Source organism: Nonomuraea sp. NPDC003560 (assembly GCF_042878785.1).
Classification (GTDB): domain Bacteria; phylum Actinomycetota; class Actinomycetes; order Streptosporangiales; family Streptosporangiaceae; genus Nonomuraea.
The window spans coordinates 438,463-456,376 of sequence record NZ_JBIAOF010000010.1; the positions used below are offsets into that span (position 1 = coordinate 438,463).

Consider the following 17,914-nt stretch of genomic DNA (forward strand, 5'->3'; position numbering starts at 1 on the left):
ACCGGACGGGTCCGGCCGGGTCCGGCCGAGGTGCTGTTGGACACCGCGCCGGGCCGGACCTCCGGGCGGCCGACGGGCCGTGCCGGGCCGAGCAGACCCACCGCGTCGGCGGCAGCGTCATCAGGTACGAGCAGTTCGGGGCGCGGTCCGTCTGCCCGGCCGGCACCTACCAGCACTGGCACCAGGTCCACATCCGCTGCGGGATCGAGCCGGAGCGCCCCGGGCCCATGGTGGGGGGCACGTCCGTCTCGGAGGAGTGGTGCCCCAAGAACACCCTGCTCCAGGACTACTGGGTCACCCAAGGCCCTCAGGAGGGCTGACCGGCGAGGGGGGCGGTCAGCCCGCCCGGCGGCCGTTCCCCGCCCGTGCCCAGGCCGGGGCCCACGTCCCGGCCTGGCGCTCGGCCGCCGTGGCGGCGAGGTGGGCGCGCAGGGTGGCCAGCGCCGGGTGCGGGTTGTCGCGGCGCCACAGGAGGGAGTGCGGGTAGACGGGCGTGGGGCCGGTGACCGGGATGCGGCGCAGCCCGTGACCGGCGGGCCAGACGAGCCGGGTCCGGTCGCCCATGAACGTGGCCAGGGCCGGGGTGTCGGCGATGGTGTCGAGGAGCACGTCGGAGCCGAAATTGGGGCCGGTCGCCTCGATGCTGAGGCCGAACTCGGCGACCAGGTCGTCGTAGAAGGCGGTCCACTCCGTGCCGGGGGCGAGGCCGGGCATCCAGATCCGGTGTCCGGCGAGCTGGTCGAGGGTCACCGAGCGGGCGTCGGCCAGCGCGTGGGCGGGGCCGGTGAGGAGCTGGAGGGCCTCGTCGACGACCCAGGCGGACTCGACGTCGTCGGGAAGGGGCCGGCCGGGCATGGCGACGGCGCGGAAGGAGGCGTCGATGGTGCCGGACCGGATGGCGGAGACGGCCGCGTCGATGTCGGACAACATCACCACGTCGAGGTCGATGCCGGGGTACGCGTGATGGAAGCCGCGCATCAGGCCCGACCCCGCGCCGCGCGAGGCCAGCACGTCGACCCGCAGCGGACGGCTGCCCGCCCGTACGGACGCGACCGCGCGCTCGGCGACCCGCAGCAGCTCGCGGGCGTGCGGCAGGAACGCCTGCCCGTCGATGGTGAGCGTGGTGCCGCGCGGGGTGCGGGTGAACAGCCGCACCCCGAGGTCGCGTTCCAGGGCGGCGATGCGCTTGGAGACGGCCTGCTGGGTGACCGCCAGGTCGGCGGCGGCCTCCTGGAACTGCCCCGCCTCGGCGGCGGCGACGAAGGTCCGGACGATGTCGAGGTCCATGCGCACACCTTACGGACACAACCATCGGTTGTGCGGATCGGGCCGTCCGGTTGTTTGATCTCCTGCTCACCGGCCCGATTGGATGCTCCCGATCGCGTATCGGTTGTACGGGCGAGTGACGAGGAGCGTCGGGGACATGAGGGACGGGCACCGGCTGGGCCGCCGGTTCGGATGGTTGTGGGCGGCGTACGGCACCAGCGCGCTCGGCACGTGGCTCGCCTTCGGCGCGTTCCCGCTGATCGCCGTCCAGGTGCTGCACGCCGGGCCGGCGGAGGTCGCGGCGCTGTCGGCCGTGGGCGCGGCGGTGGGCGCGGCCGTGGCGGTGCCGCTCGGCCCGTGGGTGGAGTTCCGCCGCAAGCGGCCCGTGCTGATCGCGGCGGACCTGGTGCGGTTCGCGGCGCTGCTGACGATCCCCGCCGCGTTCGCGCTCGGCGTGCTCACCTTCGTCCAGCTGCTGCTGGTCTCGGTCGTGGTGGCGGCGGCCGACATCACCTTCCGCGCCGCCTCCGGGGCGTACCTCAAGACGCTGCTGCCGGGCGAGCACCTGCTCGTCGCGAACGCCCGCCTGGAGTCCACGACCTGGACGACCACGATCGTCGGGCCGCCGCTGGGCGGCGCCGCCATCGCGATCCTCGGCCCGGTCGCGACGGTGGTGGCCGACGCGGTCAGCTACCTGCTGTCGGCCCTGGGCGTGCGCGCGGCGGGCGGCGGCGAGCCGCGCCCCGCACGCCGGGAGCCCGCGCGCATGCGCGCCGGCGACCTGCTCGACGGCTGGCGGCACATCCTCGCCGACGCCGCGCTGCGCCCGCTGTTCCTCAACACCGCCCTGTTCAACGGGCTGCTGATGGCCGCCGACGCGCTGCTGGCCGTCCTGATGCTCGGCCGGCTGGGGTTCACCTCGTGGCAGTACGGTCTCGCCTTCGCCGTGCCCGCGATCGGCGGCCTGCTCGGGGCGCGGCTGGCCCGTCCGCTGGTCACCCGGTTCGGGCAGCACCGCGTCCTGGTCGTCACCGGGACGCTGCGCGCGGTGTGGCCGGTCGGGCTGGCCTTCGTGGGGCCCGGCACCGGAGGGCTGCTGCTGGTGATGGGCGTCGAACTCGGGCTCATCTTCTGCTGCGGCGTCTTCAACCCCGTCTCGGCCACCTACCGCCTCGAACGCACCCCGAACGACCGGATCACCCGCACGCTGTCGGCCTGGTCGGTGACGACCAAGGCGTCGACCGCGCTGCTGACGGCCGCGTGGGGGGCGCTGGGCGCCCTGCTCGGCCCCCGTACGGCCATCGGCCTGGCCGGCGTGCTCGTGCTGGCGACCCCGCTGCTGCTTCCCCGGCGCGCCGCCGCGGCCCTTCCCGAGCCGGTGCCGGCGCCCCACGCCTGAATCCCCTCATCACCAAGGAGACAACGATGACCGTCACGTCCCCCGAGCTCGACCCCCGGACGTCCGCGCTGCTCGTCCTGGACCTCCAGCAGGGCGTGCTCGCCTCGCTCCCCGGCCTGGCGGGCCAGGAGGCGCTGCTGTCCCGGGTGGCCGACGCCGCCGCCGCCATGCGCGCGCACGGCGCCGCCGTCGTCCACGTGCGGCTCGGCTTCACCGAGGCCGACTGGGCGGCGATCCCGGCCGCCAACCCGACGTTCTCGCTCATCGGGCGCGGACGCCTGCTGCACCACGAGGACCCCGGCACGGACTTCCACCGGCGGGTCGCGCCCGAGCCCGGGGACCTCGTCGTCCGCAAGACCCGGGTGGGCGCGCTGTCCACGACGGACCTCGACCGGCGGTTACGGGAACGCGGGATCACCACCCTGGTCGTCGCCGGGCTCACCACCGGCGGCGCCGTCCTGTCCACCGTCGCCGACGCCGCCGACCGCGACTACCGGCTGCACGTCCTGTCGGACGGTGTCGCCGACCCGGACCCGCACCTCCACCGGACGCTGATGACCGGCGTGTTCCCGAGAACGGCCCACGTCGTCGACACCGCCGGGCTGCATTCGCTCCTGCGCGAGACCCGATAGTCGCGAACCGTTCGATTTCACTTTCGTATCGCGGGCGGGCCGAATTGCCCGTGCCCCCAATACTGGGTGCATGGCTCCCCTGAACGGCGATTTCGACGCGTTCGCCTTGATGGTCGACGAAAGAGTCACGGCACGCAGGGCCGCTCCGGCGCTCGTCGTGAAGATCTACAAGGGCACCCGGGCGGCCGCCCCCGGCGTCGTGGTCAAGGCGCTCGCCCGCCGGCTGCGCACGGCGGACGGCCGGCCCCTCGTCCCGCACGCCGAGATCGACGAGGCCACCAGCCTGGACGGGGTCGTCGTCCAGCTGGGGAACACGACGCCACGCGGCTGGGGCACAGTACGTTTTCCCCGTTATCGAGCCTTGAGCGCGATAAAGGATGGCGAACGGGCAACCGGCGCACTAGAGCTGGCATTTCACGACCTTCACCCAAATCTCGCCTATTTCGTGCGGAGTGCCAACCAAGTAGGCGGATTGTCGTTGTTTTTCCAGGTTCTCCTGTTCATCCTGGCGGGCTGGGCGATCCGCGGAGTTTTCCGCTGGTCGTGGCGCCGCCGGACCCGCGCCTGGTTCCCCGGCTACATCGGGCATGACAGGGCCGACTTCTTCCCGGAAGCCGGCCGGCTCATGTGGGGCCCCGACCGGGAGCGACAGGAGGGGGCCCTGCTCCGGGCGCTCCTGTGCGACCTGGAGGCCGCCTTCACCCCCAGGCTGTCACCGTGGCGGCGGCGTCGCCGCAGCAGGTTCGTGCTCTTCGTCACCGGCGACGCCGCGCTCACCGACCGCGTCGCCGCTGCCGTACGGGACACCCGCGTACGTCGCACGGTCGTGATCGCCGCGCCCGAGTCCGGCGCCGAGGCCCCGGGCCCGGACCTCAGGTGGGCGGCGAGCGTTCTCGACGGCGAGGCGGCCCTCGACCCGGCGGAGGGCGTCATCCAGGGGACCGGCGGCCTCGACGCCGCCGCCCTGGCGGGCCGGAGCAGGATCCCCGTGCGGCTCGGCAGCCCCGCGCTCGCCGCGACGGAGGCCGTGGCGCAGGGCCTGGCCGCCGTCGGGCTGGCGGCCGTGCTCGCGATCCCCTGGCTGCCCCCGATCCGGCCGCCGGACACCTCCTGCCTCGCGCGGCCCGCGCCCGGCCCGGCGAGCCCGCCCGCGCCGGTCCCGGACGCCGCCGGGGCGCAGAGCCTCTACGCCGCGGACAAGCAGCGGATCGAGGCCGAGAACGCCAGGGTCGATGCCAAGGAGAAACAGGGATACACCGTCAAGACCGTGGTGTACCTCGGCTCCGGCGTCGCGGCCTTCGAGCATCCCGAGTACAACGGCGTGCTCCCCGAGCTGCGCGGGATCCGGCTGGCCCAGCAGAAGATGAACGACATGGCGGAGGCCACCCCGCACAGCCGGCGCAACTACGACGGCAACGTCTTCGTGCGGGTGAACGTCGAGGAGGCCGGCGCCGGGTACGCGAAGGCGCCCGAGATGGCGCGCCGGATCGCGGCCCAGCCGGACCGGAAGGTGCTCGGCGTGATCGGGCTGGGCGAGAGCCGGAAGGAGACGATCGAGGCCCAGCGGATCCTCGGCGACGGCGGCCTGCCCATGCTGGGCATCGGCGCCACCTCGGAGACCTTCCAGTCGCACCCGCTCTATCACCAGGTCTCCTACGACAATCCGGAACAGGCCCGGCTCATCGCGGCCTTCGTCAGGAACGCCGGCGTCATCCCCGCCGGTGACGGCACCTGCGCCCCCGCCGCCTCGGCCGTCATCCTCGGCGATCCCGACGACGACTACAGCAAGACCCTCAGCGACGACTTCGCCGCCGAGTTCCGGCCGAGCACCCAGCTGTGGTTCTCGCCGTCGAACAAGAGCCCCCAGCCCGGCGGCAAGACGGTGTACAGCCTGTCGGCGCTGGCCGACGAGACCTGCGCGATCGTCGCCAAGGACCCGCGGCGCACCCTGGTCCTCTGGCCGGGACGGGCCCAGCGGCTGCGCGACTTCCTGCAGACCGTCAAGGGCAAGAACGCGTGCCCGAGCGCCCTCACCGTGCTGGCCGGGGCCGACGTCACCACCACGGTGACGCGCGCGCAGCAACTGTCGTTCGACGGCGTCACCCTGTACTACTCGGCGCACGCGCTCCCCAGCCGGCCGCCGAACGAGATGGGCAGGGAGTACCTCGCCCGCTACTCCGCCGCCTACGGCCACGACGCCTGGTACGACCACTGGCGCGGGCCGCTCGCCTACGACGCCCTCATGACCATGGCCACGGCCGTCAACACCGTCTGCCAGCTCAACAAGGCGGCGGGGTGCGGGCGAGGCTCGGTGCAGGTCCTGTCCTCCTTCGGCGTCGGCGGCGACGCCGGCCTGCGCGGCGCGACGGGGACGATCGTCTACCCGAGCGATCCCCGCAACGCGTCGGGCGCGGTGACCGTCGTGCCGTCCGACAAGAGGTTCCTCATCCTCCGGGACACGCCCCAAGGGCCGGTGGTGGCCATGGAGTGCGGCCGCCGCGACGGCGGCGACGTGAAGACCACCTGGGGCCCGCACGACGAGTTCGCCTGCCCCCGCCGCTGAGCCCGTGCGCTGACCTCGGGCGCGGGCCCGTCACTCCGGGATCAGGCACTGCTCCTGGTGTGCAGGACGAGGCCGCCGTCGTCCGCGGGGCCGAACCCGAGCTCCCGCAGCTCGGGGACGTCGATCGCGGTGACGACGCCCAGGGCGCCCGCCTCGGCCACCTCTTGGACCGCGAGGCGGGCCAGCGTCCGGCGCACCCCGGCCGGGACGCCGGGCTGCACATACGCCACGTCGAGGCGGGCCATGGTGTGCCGCTCGTTCTCCCAGGACGCGGCGGCGTGGCCGACGAAGGGCTCCCCGCGGTCGTTGTCGACGTAGGCCTGGAGCCAGCAGGCCAGCTTCGCCTCGGCGATCAGCCGCCGCGGGACGCCGACGTCCAGCCCCGCCCTGGCCAGCCAGATCCCGGCATCGGTGGCGGGCGCGTCGTCGTCGAGGGGGACCGCGTCGACGGAGTATCCGGCCGGCCAGACGCCCGGAGCGTGGCGGGTGTCCAGCAGGACCCGGCCGTCGCGGACCGTCCGGCGGCTCCGGCGGACCAGCCCGGTGTCGAGCTCCTCCATGAGGAGGAACTCGACCTTGCGGGCCCACGCGCCGGCCGGGGACACCGGAAGGCCGGTCCACGCGCTCTCCGGCGCCGCCGGGAACCCGATCCGCAGGGCGTACGTGTTCGGGTCCCGCCGCCAGCGGAAGACCACCAGCAGGCCGTCGCCCTCCGCCACGACCTCGACCCCGGCGAACCCCGCCGTCACGGCGCCAGGACGCAGCAGCCGCGCCCTGACGGCTGCGAGCGCATTGGCTCGCGACCACTCGACAGTCACGCCTCCAGATTGGCACACCCGCGGGCGGGCGTGACCGTCGCTCACCTGTCCCCGGGCTCCGCGGGGCAGGGGTCGCCGACGTGGACGTGCGGGACCGGGTTGAGCACCTTGCGACGCTGCTCGGTCAGGCCGCCGAGCCAGGACTCGTCGTAGACGTAGCCGTACCTGCTGCCCGCCCATACCGGGCCGTAGCGGTAGATGACCACGCGGCGCTCGCCGGGGTTGGTCCGGGTGGAGCCGCCGTGCATGAGCCCGTCCACGAAGAGCAGCGCGTCGCCCTTCTCCAGGTGGACGGGGATCGCGCCCGGCAGGGTGTCCATGCGGTCGCCCCTGGCGTAGTCGCCGCCCAGCGGGTGCCGGAAGTTCGACTTGTGCGAGCCCGGCACCACCATCGTCGCGCCGTCGCCCTCGCCGATGTCGGTCAGCGCGAGGATGATGTTGACCTGGCCGCAGCGGAAGACGCCGTGGTCGTAGCGGTAGCCGCAGCGCAGCGCGGTGCGGTAGCCGCCGGAGTGCACGGGGTGGTGCCCGCCCGACTCGCGGATCGAGGCGATCGTCTCGTCGACGAAGACGCCGGGGATGTAGCTGTCCTCCTCGCCCGCGTAGTGCCTGACCAGGTCGAACCAGCTCGGGTGGTCGACCAGCTCCTCGAACGGCCGGCCCGCCGCCACCGCCTGGTGCAGCTCGAAGCCGGTCTCGGGGGTGTAGTCGCGGCGCTGGGCGCCCCGGTACCACTCGCCCCTGGCCAGGTGGCGGGGGAAGGCGTCGAACTCCTCGTTGAGCCGCCGCAGCAGATCCGCGTCCACGGCGTTCCTGAGGATCAGGTAGCCGTTGAGGTCGAACATGAAGTCGTCCAGCTCGGACATGGTGGAACCTCCGGGGTGTGGTGAGATGCCGCCACTCTGCCGCGACGACCTCATTCCGGTCATCCACCCGGAAGATCCAAGATGTCGCATATCCTCAAGGTGTGCAGTCTCTCGCCCAGGTCATCGGCCTGCAGGCGTTCCACGTGACGTCGGGCCCCATGCCCCGCTCCCACATCCACCCCGAGGTCGAGTTCAACCTCGTCCTGTCGGGCACCGCCAGGTACGCGACCGTCGGCGGCGAGGTGGACCTGCCGCCCGGCCGGCTCGCCGTCTTCTGGGGCGGCTACCCGCACCGGCTGCTCACGGCCGAGGGCGTGGACTTCCTCTGGGCCACCGTCCCGCTGAGCGCCGTCATCGGCCACGACCCGCTGCGCGGCGCGGTCGAGCGGGCGCTGTCGGGAGAGTTCCTGTACGGCACCGCCGCCGAGGGCGAGCACGACCGTTTCCTCATGAGCCGCTGGGACCGGGAGCTGCGCCACGAGCCGGCCCCCGCCGTGGCCGAGGTCTGCCTGCTGGAGATGCACGCCCGGCTGGCCCGCCTGACCGGCGGGCCGCGCGAGACGGCGCCCGCCGAGGCGGCGGCGGCCGGATCGGCCGAGCGGATGCTGGCCGTCGTCGCCCGCCGCTACACCGAGCGGCTGACGGTCGAGGAGATCGCCGAAGCCGCCGGGGTGCACCCCACCTACGCGGCCCTGGCCTTCAAGCGGGCCCTCGGCATGCCCGTCTGGCAGTACGTCACCCGGCTGCGGGTCGCCCACGCCTGCCGGTTGCTGCTGGTCACCGGCTGGGGCGTCGACCGGGTCGCGCACGCCAGCGGCTTCCAGACGAGGTCGAGCTTCTACCGGGCCTTCGGCGAGTCGACCGGCCTGACGCCCACGGAGTTCAGGCGGCGGGCGATCGCCGACGGGGGGTGCCCTCCGTGACGTCCGCCGGGAGGCGCACGGTGACGCGGAGGCCCCCGGACGGGCGGGGGACGAGGTCGAGCGTCCCGTCGTGCGCCCGCACGATGCTGCCGACGATCGCCAGGCCCAGCCCGACCCCCGCGTGGTCGGCGCGGACGCGGTCGGTGCCCCGCCGGAACGGCTCCACCAGCGTGGGGACCACGTCAGGGGGCAGCTCGTCGCCGGTGTTCTCGACGGTGAGGGTCACCGTCCCGGCGTGCACGGCGGTCGTGACCCACACCGTGCCCTGTCCGGCGAGGTTGTGCACGATCGCGTTGTGCACGAGGTTCGTCGTCATCTGGAGCAGCAGCGCGGGTGAGCCGGTGGCGGGGGCCAGGTCTCCGGCGGTCTCGACGGCGAGGCCGCGCCGCTCGGCCAGGGGCAGCAGCGTCTCGACGGCCTCCTCCGCGATCAGCGACAGGTCGACGCGCTCGCGCGGGAAGGACCGCCGGTCGGCCCGGCTGAGCAGGAGCAACGCCTCGGTGAGGTCGATCGCCCGGGTGTTGACCAGGTGGAGGCGGTCGATCAGCTCGGCGGGGTCGCGGGTGGGGTCGGTGCGGGCGACGTCGAGCAGCGTCCGGGCGACGGCGAGCGGGGTGCGCAGCTCGTGGGAGGCGTTGGCGGCGAATCTCCGCTGCTCGGCGACGTGCGCTTCGAGCCGTACGAGCATGGTGTCGAAGGCGTCGGCGAGCTCGCGCAGCTCGTCCGCGCGGCCCGGCAGGCGGATGCGGTGGGAGAGCGAGCCGCCGGTGGCCCTGCGGGCGGCGTCGGTGATGCGGGTCAGGGGCGCGAGCATCCGGCCGGCCAGCAGCCACCCGCCCACGAGCCCGAACACCAGCAGGAACGCCAGCACGAGAGCCGCGACCGGGGCGAACGACCGCAGGATGGCCGAGCGGTTGACCATGAAGTCGCCGGTGGAGTAGATGGCGTCGTCGGGCAGACCGCGCATGTAGTACACCCCCACGGCGCCGAGCGGCACGAGGCCCGCGACCACGAGGAACCCGGCGTAGCTCAGGGTGAGCTTGAGCCGCACGCTCAGCCCGGGGGCCCTACCCACGATCCTCCCCCTCGCGCCCGGCGGCGGGCGCCGTGTCGATGCGGTAGCCGACCCCCGCCACGGTGGCGATCACCCAGGGCTCGCCGAGGCGCTTGCGCAGGGACGAGACCGTGATGCGGACGGCGTTGGTGAAGGGGTCGGCGTTCTCGTCCCATGCCCGCTCCAGGAGCTCCTCGGCGCTGACGACCCCGCCCTCGGCGGCGACGAGGACTTCGAGCACGGCGAACTGCTTGCGGGTGAGCGCGACGTAGCGGCCGTCGCGGAAGACCTCGCGGCGGAACGGGTCGAGGCGCAGGCCCGCGATCTCGCGCACCGGCGGCCTGCTGTGGCCCCGCCTGCGGTCGAGCGCTCTGAGGCGGAGCACGAGTTCGCGCAGCTCGAAGGGCTTGGTGAGGTAGTCGTCGGCGCCGAGTTCGAACCCGCTGGCCTTGTCGTCGAGCCGGTCGGCGGCGGTGAGCATGAGGATGGGCATGCCGCTGCCGGAGGCGACGATGTGCCCGGCGATCTCGTCGCCCGAGGGGCCCGGGATGTCGCGGTCGAGGACGGCGATGTCGTAGGCGTTGACGCTCAGCAGCTCCAGGGCGGTGTTCCCGTCGCCGGCGATGTCGGCGGCGATGGCTTCCAGGCGCAGGCCGTCGCGGACGGCTTCGGCCAGATAGGGCTCGTCCTCGACGATCAGTACCCGCATACCCCTGACCGTACGGCCCGGGGCCTATCGCCGGCATATGAAAAATCCCATACGGGCCGGCAACGGCCCGCTGCCTTGACTGGCGGCATGACACCCAGCGGACCAGCACGAACGGCAGCCCGCCGGACCCGGTCGGCCCTGGTGGCCGCGCTCGTCGTCCTCGGCGGGACGCTCGCGGCCGGCGTCGTCGTCCACCGGGCGGTGACGTCCCTGACCGTCTCGGCGTACGACGAGGCCGAGGGGGCCGTGCCCGAGGGCGTGACGGTCTTCGACGACGGGGTCCCGGCCGTCGCCGGCCTCGACGCCGACCTGCTCCGGGCCCTGCGCCGGGCGGCGGCCGAGGCCGCGGGCGACGGCGTCGAGTTCGTCGTCAACAGCGGCCGGCGTTCCCCGGCCTACCAGGAACGGCTGCGCCGGGAGGCGGTCGCCCGGTACGGCTCGGAGCGGGAGGCCGCCCGATGGGTCGCCTCCCCGGACACGTCGCTGCACGTGTCGGGGGAGGCGGTGGACCTGGGGGCGGCCGCCGCCGGATGGTTGTCGGCGCACGGCGCCGCGTACGGGCTGTGCCAGATCTACCGGAACGAGCCCTGGCACTACGAACTGCGTCCGGCGGCCGCCGGCCGCGGCTGTCCGCGCATGTACGCCGACCCCGCCCGCGACCCGAGGCTGCGGCGCTGACCGGCGTCCTCCTCAGGACAGGGGCACGCCGCGGCAGGCGCGCCAGAGCGCCAGGTCGTAGCCCAGGCCCAGGGCCGCGCCGACCAGCAGCCCGTTACGACCGTCTTCCGCGGCGCCGCCGCCGGGTCAGATGGCGGGTTCGAGGTGGACGTGCAGGTCGGTGGCGTGGGCGGGGGCGGGGTGGCCGTCCGGGTCGGTGACGGCGGTCACGGCCAGGCCGGCGGCCGCGGCCAGCTCCGCGAACACCTCGCGGGGGTACCAGTGCAGGACCCACGGGCGTTCGGTGACGGTGACGTCCGGGCCGTGGTGGCGTTCGTAGCGCAGCAGGGTCGTCTGCGTCCGGGCGGTCTCGTCGCGTCGCTGGGAGACGACGGACACCCGCAGGTCGCCGCCGTCGGGGGCGACGGCCGTGCGCGCCCGGCCGATCTGGTCGGCCGGGGCCGGGTCGGGGGTGAACAGCGGCACCAGCGCGACGCCGCCCTCGTCCAGGTGGGCGCGGATGCCGCGCAGGGCGGCCAGCGCCGTGGCGTCGTCGGGGAGCAGGGTGAAGGTCGGCCCGGCGAGGAAGATCGCCCGGTACCGGCGGGGCAGGCTCAGGCTCTCCATGCGCTGGTGGAACAGCGTCACGGACACGTCCAGCTCGCCGGCCCGGCGCCGGAGCCGGGCCAGCATGTCCGCCGAGGAGTCGACGCCGTCGACCTCCAGGCCGCGCCGGCGCAGCTCCAGCAGGGGATCGCCGTCCCCGCAGCCCAGCTCCAGCGCGGGGACGCCGGTACGCTCGACGAAGGCGGCATAGGGCTCCGGGTCCTGGGAGACGGATTTCAGCGGTCCGTAGAGCTCCGCGACGAGGCCGGTGTAGAAGTCAGCTGGATCCACCTTCGTCACAGTACGCACATGATCCAGAAGGTTCACTCCATTATCGAGTCCGGGACGGCCGTCGAGACGTGCCAGAATCCGGCGTACCGGCCGCCGCGGCGCAGCAGCTCGTCGTGGCCGCCCGCCTCCACGATCCGGCCGCCGTCGAGGAAGACGACGCGGTCGGCGCGCCGGACGGTCCGCATGCGGTGGGCGACCATGACCACCGTGCGCCCCGCCATCAGGCGCTCGACGCCCTCGTGGACGGCCGCCTCGTTCACCGGGTCCAGCGCGGAGGTCACCTCGTCCAGCAGCACGACGGGGGCGTCCTTCAGCAGCGCCCGTGCGATCGAGACGCGCTGACGCTCACCGCCGGACAGCAGCGCCCCGCCCTCGCCGACGTTCGCCGCCCAGCCGCCGGGCAGCCGCTCGACCACCTCGTCCAGCCGGGCCGCGGTGGCCGCCGCCCGCACCTCGGCCTCGTCGGCGTCCGGACGGCCGAGCCGCACGTTGTCCTCGATCGTGCCGTCGAAGAGGTAGACGTCCTGGAAGACGACGGCGATCCGGCTCATCAGCGTCTCGGTGCTCATGTCGCGCACGTCCACGCCGCCCACGCGGACCGCGCCGGCGTCCACGTCGTGGAAGCGGGCCAGCAGTTGCAGCAAAGTGCTCTTGCCCGCCCCCGACGGCCCGACCACGGCGAGCCGCTGCCCCTCGGGCACGGAGAACGACACGTCGCCGAGCACCGCGCGGTCGCCGTGCCGGAAGGCGACCGATTCGAACGCCAGGTCGTGGCGTACCGGCTCGACCGGTTCCCGCGGCTCCGGCAGCGGCTCGGTGCGCAGCACCGCGTCCAGCCTGGCCAGCACGGACCGCGCGGCGCGCAGCTTGCCCCCGACCTCCGACAGCGACAGCAGCGGGTCCGCGCAGCGGGCGGTCAGCACGAGCACCGCCAGGACCTCCGGCACGCCGAGCTCCCCGCCCAGCGCCAGGTAGGCGCCCAGCGCCAGGATCGAGCTGAACGCGGCCTGCACCACCAGCGCCAGCCCCACCACGCCGGGCAACGTCGAGACCACCGTACGGCGGGAGGCGCGCCGCACCTCGCGCAGCGAGTCGTCGAGCAGCGCGAACCGTTCGCCGGTGCGGCCCGCGGCCCGCAGCACCGGCTGGGTCTGGAGGAACTCGACGACCCGCTCCGCGGCCTCCTTGTCGCGCTCGTGGCGCTCGGCGTCGGCCGCCGCCGTCGAGCGTGCCGTCCAGCTCTGGACCGCCGCCACCACGGGCGCGGCGGCCAGCGCGGCCAGCCCCGCCCGCCAGTCGACGGTGAACAGCACGGCGACGATGGTCAACGGCGTGACCAGCGCGGAGACGAACGGCGCCAGCAGGTGGGCGATGATGCCCATCGCCTGCAACAGGCCGCGGCTGGCCATCACGGACACCTCGCCCACCCGGCCGGCGTCGTACCAGCCGAGGGGGAGCCGGGCCAGGTGCTCGCCGAGCCGGTGGTACATGCCACGCAACATCGACGTCCCCACCCGCATGCCGGCCAGGTCGCTGGTGTAGCGCAGCCCGGCGTAGACCGCCACCGCGGCCCCGAACGCGGCCAGCCAGGGCCAGACGTCCGCGGGCGCGCCGCCGAACAGCGCCCGCAGCACGGGCACCAGCAGCGCGTAGGACAGGCCCTCGGCCACGGCGGTCGTCGTCATCAGGGCCACGGTGCGGCGCGCGGGCCCGGCGTAGCGGTGTCCCAGCACGCGCAGCAACATGCGGATCATCGGGATCGTTCTCCTTGCGGCACGGCGGCATGGGCTTCGGTCTCGTCGGTGAGCGCTGATCGGTGGGACCGCCAGAACGCGGCGAACCGCCCGTCCCGCGCCAGCAGGTCGGCGGGCCTGCCGCGCTCGACGATCGTCCCGTTCTCCAGGACGGCGACGATGTCGGCGTCGATGACGGTCTCCAGGCGGTGGGCGATGACCAGGATCGTCCGCTCGCCCTCCAAGGTCGCCAGGGCGCGGCGCACCGCCTGCTCGGTCTGCGGGTCGGCGAAGGCGGTGGCCTCGTCGAGCACCAGCACGGGCGTGGCGGCGAGCAGCGCGCGGGCGATCGAGATGCGCTGCGCCTCGCCGCCGGACAGGCCGGTGTCCTCGCCGATCACCGTGTCGTACCCGCGGGGCAGTTCCAGGACGCGGTCGTGGATGTGCGCGAGCCGGGCGGCGCGCACGATCTCCTCGCGGCCGGCGTCCGGCACGCCCAGCGCGATGTTGTCCGCGACGGACGCGCGCAGCAGGCGGACGTCCTGGAAGACGAAGGAGACCCGCCGGTAGAGCTCCCGGCTGCCGATCTCGCGCAGATCGACCCCGCCCAGGACGACCGAGCCGTGCGTCGGGTCGAAGAACCGCGGCAACAGCCGCACCAGCGTGGACTTCCCGCCGCCCGACGGACCGACGACCGCGGTGACCGTGCCGGGCTCCAGCTCCAGGTCGATCCCGCGCAGCACCTCGCGGCCGTCGTCGTAGCCGAACCGCACGTCCCGCAGCTCGATCCGGTGCCCCCGGGGCACGACCGGACGGACGGGCTCCGGCAGCGGCGGCACCGCGAGCACGTCCTTGATCCGGCCGACCGCGCGCCGGGCCGCCTGCAGGTCGTCGAAGCCGTGGCCGAGCGCCGCGACCGGGGCCGTCAGGCCCAGCCCGAGCAGCAGGAAGGGCAGCAGGTCGGCCGGGGCCAGGCCGCCGCCCGTGATCAGGGCCGCGCCGCCGGCCAGCACGACCAGCAGCACGAAAGGCGGCGACAACGCGACCTGCATCCCCGCCGCGACCAGCGACATGCCGCGCGCCCACCGGCCGAAGGTGCCGGCGAAGTCGTCTGCGGCGCGCAGGAAAGCCTGGTGGGCGCGCCCGGCGCCGCCGAACGCCTTGACCACCGCGATGCCCTGCACGAACTCCACGACGGAACTGGCGATGCGCCCCATGGCGGCGTCGAACTCCTCCTGCTCGCGCAGCCGCGCGGGCCGCATCATCAGCGGCACCATCGCCAGGGCCAGCGCCACCGGGATCAGCGTGATCAGGGTGAGCCGCCAGTCGACGGTCAGCAGGTAGACCAGCGACACCGCCGGCACCACGAACGCCGCGGCCAGGTCGCCAGGGGCGTGGGCGATGAACGGATGCACCGCGCTCACGTCCTCGCCCACCACCTTGGCCAGCTCGCCCGTGCGGCGGGTGGACAACCAGCCGAGCGGCACGCGCCCGAGCCGGTCCGCCAGCCGCCGCCGTAACGACAGCTGCACCCGGCCGTCGAGCACGTGTCCGAGCCCCGACGACGCGCCCGTCAGCAGCAGCCGCACGAACAGCCCGGCCACGCCCGCGAGCACCGCGACCCGGACGCGCCCGGCGTCCACCGGGCCCGGCGACAGCAGGACGCGGCCCACCTCGACGACCGCCAGCAGCGGCGCCAGGCCCGCGACCGCGCCGATCACCTGCGACACGACGACGGCGACGAACGCCGGGACGTGCGGACGCAGCAGCCCGCCCGCACCCGGTTCCGGCGGCGGGACGGCCCCGGGCGGCTCGGGGACGGCCTCGGGCGGCTCGGGGACGGCCTCGGGCGGTTCGGGGGCCGGCCGGTGTCCCCGGCTCGTTTCGCGGCTGCCGGTCATGGGTCCTCCAATTCCGCTACCTGAAGTATCGATACTTAAGGTAGCGCAATCGGATATCGTTCAGGCATGTCCCGAGCGAGCACTTCCGCCAGACCGCCCGGTCGCCCGCGCACCGGCGTCAACGCCGAGGTGTTCGCCGCCACGTTGCGCACCGTCCACGAGCTCGGCTACGCGCGGGCCACCGTCGAGCGCATCGCCGCCGCGGCCGGTGTGGCGAAGACGACGGTCTACCGGCGCTGGCCGACGAAGGGCGAGCTGATCGTCGACTGCCTGGTCGACGCGTTCGGCCCGGCGCCGCTGGAGGGCGCCGACCGGGCCGAGATCATGTCCTCGATCGTCCGCTGGATCGCGGGGAAGATCAGCGAGCCGGGCACGGGCGACGCGTTCGCGGGCGTGTTCAGCGACGCCGTCAGCGATCCGGCCCTGCGCGAGGTCCTGTCCACCCGGTTCCAGGACCCGTACCGGCTGGCGCTCCAGGAGGCGCTCGGCGAGCCGGAGCAGCGCGTCCTGCTCTACATCGACGTCGTCGTCGGCACCTTGCTCCACCGGATGGGCATGACCGGCGAGCCGATGGTCGAGTCCGACGTCGACGCGCTGATCGAAATGGTGCTGCGGCACTTCGCCGACGGGCCCGGGGGAGCGCCCGGCGCCTGATCCCCGTGCCGCGTCGGCCCTACGGGTGATCAGGCGGAGGGTTCCCGGCGGAGTGGACGGGCCGGGCGTCGCCGTACGCCGACGCCCGGCGCCTGCGCCGGTGCGGGGGTCACGACACCCCGGAGGCGATCTTGTTCAGCGGGCCCTGACCGCCGGGGGCGGCCTGGGCGGGGTTGTGGACGTGGGCCGTGCCCGCCGGGGCCGGCCAGGCGGGGCCGAAACCGGGGTAGGGGTGGGGCAGCGGGACGGGGGCGGCCGCGCGGGCCGGCCCGGCCGGCACGGTGGAGGCCAGCACGCCGGCCACGGCGGCGGCGGCGATCGCGAGGCCGGCTGATCCGCGTCTTCTCTTGAACATTTCGAGGTCCCCTCGACGTGGTCTGGAAGGACCGCCGAGAGTAGCAGATTGTCATGGCTCAAGTACAGAGAGTCACAAGGCGCGGGGTGAGGCAGTAGCGTCGTCGCACGTGAGCGATTACGCACTGTCACCGTCGGTCGAGCCCCGGTCCCTGCGGCGGTGGGTCGTGCTGCTGCTCTGCTGGGCCTCGCTCACCATGACCTCCGTCGACCGTTCCACCTGGGGGCCGGCGTCGCTGCAGGCGGGCGAGGCGCTGGGGGTGTCGCTGGCGGGGCTGGGGGCGTTCGCGACGGCGTACTACGTCGGTTACGTGCTGTCCAACATCGGCGGCGGGCTGCTCGGCGACCGGATCGGCAGCCGGGTCGTGTTGTCGGGGTCGCTGTTCACGGCGGGCGGCTTCATGATCGCGTTCGGGTCCGTGCCGTCCGCCGGGGCCGGGATCGCGGTGCAGGCGCTGATCGGGCTCTGCGCGGGGGCCGACTTCGCGGCGGGCGTCAAGCTCATCGCGTCCTGGTTCGGCGAGCGGGAGCGCGGGCTGGCCATGGGCGTGTTCACCATGGCCTCGTCGCTCGGCACGATGATCGCCAACGTGCTCGTGCCCCGGCTGATCCAGTGGTACGACTGGCGGGCCTCGTACCACCTGTTCGGGATCGTGTCGATGGGGCTCGCGCTGGTGTGCCTGACACTGCTGCGCGACCGGCGCGAGCCGCCGGCCGCGCGCCCGTCGCTGCGCGGCCTGGCCCGCGACCGCGACCTGCTGCTGATCGGCCTGGCCGGCTTCGGCGGGCTGTGGGGCACGTACGGCTTCGTGACCTGGTCCAACACCCTCATGGTGAAGGGGCACGGGCTCGACCCGGTGGCGGCCGGGACGGTCGTCGTGGTGTTCGCGGCGGCGGGCGCGGTGGGCAAACCGGTCATCGGCCTGGCCACCGACCTGGCCGGACGGGGGCGCAAACGCCCGGCGGTCGCCGTGCTGGTGGCCTTCGCCGGCTGCCTGCTGCTGTTCGGGCGCATGGAGACGGAGACGGCGTTCCTGGTGACGGCCGGGTTCGCGGGGCTGGGCGCCTACCTGTACTCGCCGTTGCTGATCGCCATGGTGCCCGGCCTGTCGGGGACGGCGCTGGCCGGCTCGGCGGCGGGCGCGACGAACGCGGTGGCGCAACTGGGCAGCGTGACCGTGCCGGTCGTCGTGGGGGCGGTCTACCAGGCCGGCGGCTCCTTCTCCGCCGCGTTCGCCACCCTGGCCGCCGGGCCGGTGGCGGGCGCGGTGGCGCTGTGCTTCGTCCGCGAGGCGCGGGGGGGGGGGGGGGCCCGCCCCCCCCCCCCCCGCCGGGGGGGGGGGGGGGGGGGGGGGGGGGGGGGGGGGGGGGGGGGGGGGGGGGGGGGGGGGGGGGGGGTCGGCTGGCCGCCGCCGCCGATCTGCAGGTCGATGCAGGAGTAGAAGGCGTTGGAGGTGTCGGAGATGTTCCAGATCGCCAGCACCTTCT

At 74.2% G+C, this 17,914-nt stretch carries 16 protein-coding genes; 7 read left to right on the forward strand and 9 right to left on the reverse strand.

Going from position 1 to position 17,914, the window contains the following annotated elements; genetic code table 11:
- Positions 1-336: 336 nt before the first annotated feature.
- On the reverse strand, positions 337-1,287 hold the full coding sequence (locus tag ACFYUV_RS35440; protein WP_387676570.1) for a LysR family transcriptional regulator: 951 nt from the start codon (positions 1,285-1,287) through the stop codon (positions 337-339).
- 136 nt (positions 1,288-1,423) lie between these two features.
- Between ACFYUV_RS35440 and ACFYUV_RS35445 the strand changes: the two genes are divergently transcribed.
- The 3 genes from ACFYUV_RS35445 (at position 1,424) to ACFYUV_RS35455 (ending at position 5,860) form a co-directional block, all read left to right on the forward strand.
- Positions 1,424-2,665 carry an MFS transporter gene (locus tag ACFYUV_RS35445; protein ID WP_387676573.1) on the forward strand — a complete coding sequence of 414 codons (1,242 nt, stop codon included), beginning with the start codon at positions 1,424-1,426 and terminating at the stop codon, positions 2,663-2,665.
- A gap of 26 nt (positions 2,666-2,691) precedes the next feature.
- Positions 2,692-3,297, forward strand: coding sequence for a cysteine hydrolase (locus ACFYUV_RS35450; RefSeq protein WP_387676576.1), 606 nt, complete (start codon positions 2,692-2,694; stop codon positions 3,295-3,297).
- A 70-nt stretch (positions 3,298-3,367) separates the two neighbouring features.
- Entirely contained in the window at positions 3,368-5,860 is a 2,493-nt protein-coding gene (locus ACFYUV_RS35455; protein WP_387676579.1) for a hypothetical protein, read from the forward strand.
- Between the two features lie 41 nt (positions 5,861-5,901).
- Here ACFYUV_RS35455 and ACFYUV_RS35460 read toward each other — a convergent pair whose 3' ends face one another.
- Positions 5,902-6,678: a hypothetical protein gene (locus tag ACFYUV_RS35460; RefSeq protein ID WP_387676582.1), complete on the reverse strand. Its 777-nt coding sequence runs from the start codon at positions 6,676-6,678 to the stop codon at positions 5,902-5,904.
- Between the two features lie 41 nt (positions 6,679-6,719).
- Entirely contained in the window at positions 6,720-7,544 is an 825-nt protein-coding gene (locus ACFYUV_RS35465; protein ID WP_387676585.1) for a phytanoyl-CoA dioxygenase family protein, read from the reverse strand.
- A gap of 101 nt (positions 7,545-7,645) precedes the next feature.
- On the opposite strand from ACFYUV_RS35465, the gene ACFYUV_RS35470 reads away from it, so the two are divergent.
- A complete protein-coding gene (locus tag ACFYUV_RS35470; protein WP_358301560.1) occupies positions 7,646-8,467 on the forward strand; it encodes a helix-turn-helix domain-containing protein in 822 nt (273 codons plus the stop codon).
- On the opposite strand, the gene ACFYUV_RS35475 is transcribed toward ACFYUV_RS35470, so the two are convergent.
- Both ACFYUV_RS35475 and ACFYUV_RS35480 read right to left on the reverse strand, forming a co-directional pair.
- Positions 8,427-9,542, reverse strand: a complete 1,116-nt coding sequence (locus tag ACFYUV_RS35475; RefSeq protein WP_387676589.1) for a sensor histidine kinase — start codon at positions 9,540-9,542, stop codon at positions 8,427-8,429. The two genes, ACFYUV_RS35470 and ACFYUV_RS35475, sit on opposite strands and share 41 nt — an antisense overlap.
- A complete protein-coding gene (locus ACFYUV_RS35480) occupies positions 9,535-10,230 on the reverse strand; it encodes a response regulator transcription factor (RefSeq protein WP_387676592.1) in 696 nt (231 codons plus the stop codon). Before ACFYUV_RS35480 ends, ACFYUV_RS35475 begins: the two co-directional genes overlap by 8 nt.
- Before the next feature lie 87 nt (positions 10,231-10,317).
- Here ACFYUV_RS35480 and ACFYUV_RS35485 point away from each other — a divergent pair, with 87 nt between their 5' ends.
- A complete protein-coding gene (locus ACFYUV_RS35485) occupies positions 10,318-10,908 on the forward strand; it encodes a D-alanyl-D-alanine carboxypeptidase family protein (RefSeq protein WP_387676595.1) in 591 nt (196 codons plus the stop codon).
- Positions 10,909-11,034: 126 nt separating this feature from the next.
- Here the strand turns inward: ACFYUV_RS35485 and ACFYUV_RS35490 are convergent, their stop codons facing one another.
- From ACFYUV_RS35490 to ACFYUV_RS35500, 3 genes are read right to left on the reverse strand one after another with little or no spacing between them, the layout of a single operon-like run.
- On the reverse strand, positions 11,035-11,784 hold the full coding sequence (locus tag ACFYUV_RS35490) for a class I SAM-dependent methyltransferase (protein WP_387676598.1): 750 nt from the start codon (positions 11,782-11,784) through the stop codon (positions 11,035-11,037).
- A gap of 32 nt (positions 11,785-11,816) precedes the next feature.
- Entirely contained in the window at positions 11,817-13,538 is a 1,722-nt protein-coding gene (locus tag ACFYUV_RS35495; RefSeq protein WP_387676601.1) for an ABC transporter ATP-binding protein, read from the reverse strand.
- Positions 13,535-15,418 carry an ABC transporter ATP-binding protein gene (locus tag ACFYUV_RS35500; RefSeq protein WP_387676604.1) on the reverse strand — a complete coding sequence of 628 codons (1,884 nt, stop codon included), beginning with the start codon at positions 15,416-15,418 and terminating at the stop codon, positions 13,535-13,537. Before ACFYUV_RS35500 ends, ACFYUV_RS35495 begins: the two co-directional genes overlap by 4 nt.
- Before the next feature lie 66 nt (positions 15,419-15,484).
- Here ACFYUV_RS35500 and ACFYUV_RS35505 point away from each other — a divergent pair, with 66 nt between their 5' ends.
- Positions 15,485-16,072, forward strand: coding sequence for a TetR/AcrR family transcriptional regulator (locus tag ACFYUV_RS35505; RefSeq protein WP_387676607.1), 588 nt, complete (start codon positions 15,485-15,487; stop codon positions 16,070-16,072).
- 109 nt (positions 16,073-16,181) lie between these two features.
- Here ACFYUV_RS35505 and ACFYUV_RS35510 read toward each other — a convergent pair whose 3' ends face one another.
- Positions 16,182-16,427 carry a hypothetical protein gene (locus tag ACFYUV_RS35510; RefSeq protein ID WP_387676610.1) on the reverse strand — a complete coding sequence of 82 codons (246 nt, stop codon included), beginning with the start codon at positions 16,425-16,427 and terminating at the stop codon, positions 16,182-16,184.
- A gap of 109 nt (positions 16,428-16,536) precedes the next feature.
- Here ACFYUV_RS35510 and ACFYUV_RS35515 point away from each other — a divergent pair, with 109 nt between their 5' ends.
- Entirely contained in the window at positions 16,537-17,868 is a 1,332-nt protein-coding gene (locus tag ACFYUV_RS35515) for an MFS transporter (protein WP_387676613.1), read from the forward strand.
- The last annotated feature ends 46 nt before the right edge of the window (positions 17,869-17,914 follow it).

What these genes read in the sequence shown, in the direction of transcription:
- ACFYUV_RS35440 (WP_387676570.1), bottom strand. Translation starts at nt 1,287, where the DNA reads ATGGACCTCGACATCGTCCGGACCTTCGTCGCCGCCGCCGAGGCGGGG.
- ACFYUV_RS35445 (WP_387676573.1), top strand. Translation starts at nt 1,424, where the DNA reads ATGAGGGACGGGCACCGGCTGGGCCGCCGGTTCGGATGGTTGTGGGCG.
- ACFYUV_RS35450 (WP_387676576.1), top strand. Translation starts at nt 2,692, where the DNA reads ATGACCGTCACGTCCCCCGAGCTCGACCCCCGGACGTCCGCGCTGCTC.
- ACFYUV_RS35455 (WP_387676579.1), top strand. Translation starts at nt 3,368, where the DNA reads ATGGCTCCCCTGAACGGCGATTTCGACGCGTTCGCCTTGATGGTCGAC.
- ACFYUV_RS35465 (WP_387676585.1), bottom strand. Translation starts at nt 7,544, where the DNA reads ATGTCCGAGCTGGACGACTTCATGTTCGACCTCAACGGCTACCTGATC.
- ACFYUV_RS35480 (WP_387676592.1), bottom strand. Translation starts at nt 10,230, where the DNA reads ATGCGGGTACTGATCGTCGAGGACGAGCCCTATCTGGCCGAAGCCGTC.
- ACFYUV_RS35485 (WP_387676595.1), top strand. Translation starts at nt 10,318, where the DNA reads ATGACACCCAGCGGACCAGCACGAACGGCAGCCCGCCGGACCCGGTCG.
- ACFYUV_RS35495 (WP_387676601.1), bottom strand. Translation starts at nt 13,538, where the DNA reads ATGATCCGCATGTTGCTGCGCGTGCTGGGACACCGCTACGCCGGGCCC.
- ACFYUV_RS35500 (WP_387676604.1), bottom strand. Translation starts at nt 15,418, where the DNA reads ATGACCGGCAGCCGCGAAACGAGCCGGGGACACCGGCCGGCCCCCGAA.
- ACFYUV_RS35505 (WP_387676607.1), top strand. Translation starts at nt 15,485, where the DNA reads ATGTCCCGAGCGAGCACTTCCGCCAGACCGCCCGGTCGCCCGCGCACC.
- ACFYUV_RS35510 (WP_387676610.1), bottom strand. Translation starts at nt 16,427, where the DNA reads ATGTTCAAGAGAAGACGCGGATCAGCCGGCCTCGCGATCGCCGCCGCC.